The sequence below is a fragment of the Halorubrum sp. CBA1125 genome, assembly GCF_009742825.1.
GTDB lineage: Archaea > Halobacteriota > Halobacteria > Halobacteriales > Haloferacaceae > Halorubrum.
In genome coordinates this window covers 1-3628 of record NZ_WPCE01000243.1, presented here as the reverse complement: position 1 = coordinate 3628, position 3628 = coordinate 1, and the positions used below count along the sequence as shown (strand labels likewise).

The window sequence follows — 3628 nt, the reverse complement described above, 5'->3', positions numbered from 1 at the left end:
GCCGAGCTCCTCGGCCAGCTCCTCGTCGGTGACCTCGCCGTCCGGGGGCGCGGCCGCGACCGGCATCCCCGTTGGCCCCACCAGCTCGTGGAGGTACTTCTGGATGACGGGGTCGTTCAGTAGATCCTCAAAAGCCATTACGCGAAACAGGTGGCGGAACGGGATTAAAACCTCCGAAACGGACGGTCGACGAACCCGCCGTCGCCACCGCCGATCGGTCCGCCCCCGCCGCTGCCCGTCGCCGCAGCCGCCCCGTCGCCTCGCCCTCGCGACAGCGCAGACGGCGACCGCTCCACGACTTTTTTAACGATCGGGCCCCACCTGTCGCGGTATGGCGAAGTACTCGACGGGCGGCGGCGGGGGCGGCGACGACGGCGACTCCTGTGAGCTCTGCGGGCGAGAGACGGCGGATCTCCAGCGGGCGACGGTCGCCGGCGCGCGGCTGCTGGTGTGTTCGGACTGTCGACCGCACGACGACGCGAGCGGCGGCCGGAGCGGATCCGGCGGCGATCGGAATCCCACCGGTGGCGGTAGCCCCGGCGGCGCGAGCGACGGATCGGCCGATGTGGAGAGTCGCAAGCAGGAACTCGCCCGAAAGCAGGCGAAGATGTACGACTCGGCGACCGGCGACTCGTCTCACTGGGAGAAGGAGGGGACGAACTACGAGTCCGACCGGCTCCCGTACCTCGTCTCCGGCTACGACGACGTCGTCGAGGAGGCCCGCCAGGAGGCGGGACTCACCCTCGAGGAGCTGGCCGAGGAGCTCGGCGTCGACGAGGACGACCTGTTCGCGATCGAGGACGGGCGGGCGGCGACCGCCGGCGTCGGCGGTTCCGTGGTCCGCGCCGTCGAGGAGCGGCTCGGTATCGACATCGTCGAGGAGTAGCCGAGGCTCTCACGGCTCGTGTCGACGGGCACGCCCGGCTCGTCGACGCCGACGGTGAGGCGTGCCAGACCTTCGCACGGTGCTACCCGACTCACTCGGCCTTTCCTCTCGGGTTGGGGACCACGAACACCGGTATATCGGCGCGCAACACCACGTCCTGGCTCACGCTGCCGAAGACGGCCTTGCCGGCGGGGCTGCGCTCGCGCCCGGAGACGCAGATCGCGTCGGCGTCGACCTCGTCCGCGGCCGCGAGCAGCTCGTCGCTCGGATCGCCGCTCGCCTCGTAGTGGACGTAGGCCACGCCCGCGTCCTCGAGCGCCTCACGCGCGCGGCGTACCGCGGCCATCTGGCTGACGGAGGCGCCCTCGGGGTTGTCTCGGAACACGTGACACAGGTGGGCGGTCACTTCCTCGACCGCTGCCGGGAGGTCGGCGACCACCTCGGCCTGTGCGACCGCGCGCCGGTTGTCGCCGCTGTCGATGCCGACGAGTACGTCGTACATGCGCGACCCTTCTCGGACCGACCCCATAAATTGTGCCGACGTGTTCGAGATCTGATGGGGCGAACGCGTCGTGCACCGCTCGCGCGCCACCACTCCCGTCGCTTTTAGTCGATGCCGCCGAAGACCGGGACATGATCACGGTCAAAGACACCGTCCACGACCACATCGAGATCGACGGTGTCGCCGCGGACCTCCTCGACACGCCGGCCGTCCAGCGGCTCCGCCACGTCAAGCAGCTCGGGACGGTCCAGCTCGTCTATCCCTCCGCGAACCACACGCGATTCGAGCACAGCCTCGGCGTCTACCACCTCGCCAGCCGCGCGCTCGACCACCTCGGCATCGAGGGTGCACACGCGGACCGGATCGAGGTGGCGGCGATACTCCACGACGTCGGTCACGGCCCGTTCAGCCACAACCTGGAGCCGCTCACTCACCGCCGGACGGGCAAGTACCACGACGACGTCGAGGAGCTGCTCGCCACCGGCGCGGTCGGCGACGTGCTCCGCGACCACGACCTCGACCCGTCCCGGGTCGCCGGGCTCGTCGCCGGCGAGGGGACCTACGGCCAGCTGGTCTCGGGCGAACTCGACGTCGACCGGATGGATTACCTCGTACGGGACGCCTACCACACGGGCGTCCCGTACGGCACCATCGACACCGAGCGGTTCGTCCGCGAGCTGACGTTCGTGGCGGAGACCGGCGGCGGAGACGGGGGAGCCGGTAGAGCCGGCGCGAGTCGTGAAGCCGGTGGAGCCGGCGACGACGGCCGGGCCGACCGCCGCTCCGGAGGCGGCGAACCGGCATCGCGTTCGGCGCCGGCGACGGCGGCCGGTTCGGGGTCGCCAGAGCTCGTCTTGGACGAGGGAAACGTCCAGACCGCGGAGAGCCTGCTTCTGGCTCGCGCGCTGATGAACCCCGTCGTGTACACCCACCACGTCGCGCGCATCTCCAAGGCGATGCTGCGCCGGGCCGCGAGCGACCTGCTCGACGCGACCGCGACGACGGCCGCGGAGCTACGCCGGATGGACGACCACGACTTCCTCGCCGCGATCCGGACGTGTCCGGCGACCGACGAGATCTCGCGGCGGTACGACGAGCGCGACCTGTACAAGCTGGCGGTGTGGGCGGAGTACGGCGGCGTCCCGGACCGCGTTCACGAGGCCGACCACGCGACCGAGGTCGCGCTCGAACGCGAGATCGCCGAGGAGGCGGGCGTCGACCGCGACCACGTCATCCTCGACGTCCCGCCGGAGCCGACGATGCGCGAGTCGACCGCGCGGGTGACGGTGAACGGCGAGGTCCGGCGGTTGGAGCGGCAGTCGCCGCTCGTCTCCGCGCTCCGGACCGCCCAGCGCAACCAGTGGCGGCTCGGCGTGTACGCGCCGGCAGCCGCCACCGACCGCGTGGGTCGGGCGGCCGCCGACGTCCTCGGGCTGGACCCCGACGGGCTGGTCTCCGAGGTCCGCCACGCGATGCCGACGACGCTCGACGAGTTCGAGTGAGCCCCCGGTAGAATCCGTGGATTTCGCCGTCTCACACCCCGCGTTCGCCGACGATACCTCTCCGGCCCCGGCTCCGAGGCCGGCTCACCGGTGCGCGTCGAGCCCCCCTTCGGGCCCCTCGACGATCTCGTAGCTCCCCTCCGTCCAGCCGTCTTCGACGAACACGAACACGCGCCCGCCGGCGACCTCGGGGTCGGCGATGACCTCGTTGCGCTGGCCGGTCCGGCCGACGATCACGCCGGGGAACACCTCCTCGCGCTCGCCGTCCTCGACGATGATGCGGCCGACGCCGGAGTCCTCCAAGATCTCGTCGTCGGTCTTGTAGTCGTTCACGTACGTCATCACGCCCTCCGTCTCCGTGGGATCGGTGACGAGCACGTGCGTCTCCTTGCCCGGTCCCGCGGTCACCGACCCGTCGACCGAGTCCGGGACGCCGCGGTACAGGGTCGTCCGCCCGTCGAGGTACTCCACGACGATTCCCTCCTCGCGGAGGTCGACGCCGATGGAGGTTGGCGGAACGTCGCTGCGTGAAGGTGCAGACATACGCGGCATTGCGCCTCCGCGCCTCAAAAGGGACCCGCTCGAGGGTCTCGGCCGTCCACGGCTGCATATTTAAGTCGTCGCCGGGCGGATACGCGAACATGACACGGACGCGACGGAGGCGACGGACGTCCCCGCGACCGCACGCCGGGCCTCGCTGGGCCGCACGTCGAGACGGCTGGCGGGACGGCGGCGTGG

4 protein-coding genes and 1 pseudogene are annotated in these 3628 nt (G+C 71.0%); 2 read left to right on the top strand and 3 right to left on the bottom strand.

Annotated elements, in window-relative coordinates; all coding sequences use genetic code 11:
- Positions 1-138, bottom strand: a pseudogene (locus GJ633_RS15000) (transcription factor); the annotation flags it as partial.
- A 193-nt stretch (positions 139-331) separates the two neighbouring features.
- Here GJ633_RS15000 and GJ633_RS14995 point away from each other — a divergent pair.
- A complete protein-coding gene (locus tag GJ633_RS14995; RefSeq protein WP_156589448.1) occupies positions 332-886 on the top strand; it encodes a transcriptional regulator in 555 nt (184 codons plus the stop codon).
- A gap of 91 nt (positions 887-977) precedes the next feature.
- Here the strand turns inward: GJ633_RS14995 and GJ633_RS14990 are convergent, their stop codons facing one another.
- On the bottom strand, positions 978-1388 hold the full coding sequence (locus GJ633_RS14990; RefSeq protein ID WP_156589447.1) for a universal stress protein: 411 nt from the start codon (positions 1386-1388) through the stop codon (positions 978-980).
- A 131-nt stretch (positions 1389-1519) separates the two neighbouring features.
- Here GJ633_RS14990 and GJ633_RS14985 point away from each other — a divergent pair, with 131 nt between their 5' ends.
- A complete protein-coding gene (locus GJ633_RS14985) occupies positions 1520-2890 on the top strand; it encodes an HD domain-containing protein (RefSeq protein WP_156589446.1) in 1371 nt (456 codons plus the stop codon).
- Between the two features lie 84 nt (positions 2891-2974).
- Here GJ633_RS14985 and GJ633_RS14980 read toward each other — a convergent pair whose 3' ends face one another.
- Positions 2975-3433: a DUF5796 family protein gene (locus GJ633_RS14980; protein WP_156589445.1), complete on the bottom strand. Its 459-nt coding sequence runs from the start codon at positions 3431-3433 to the stop codon at positions 2975-2977.
- Between the last annotated feature and the right edge of the window lie 195 nt (positions 3434-3628).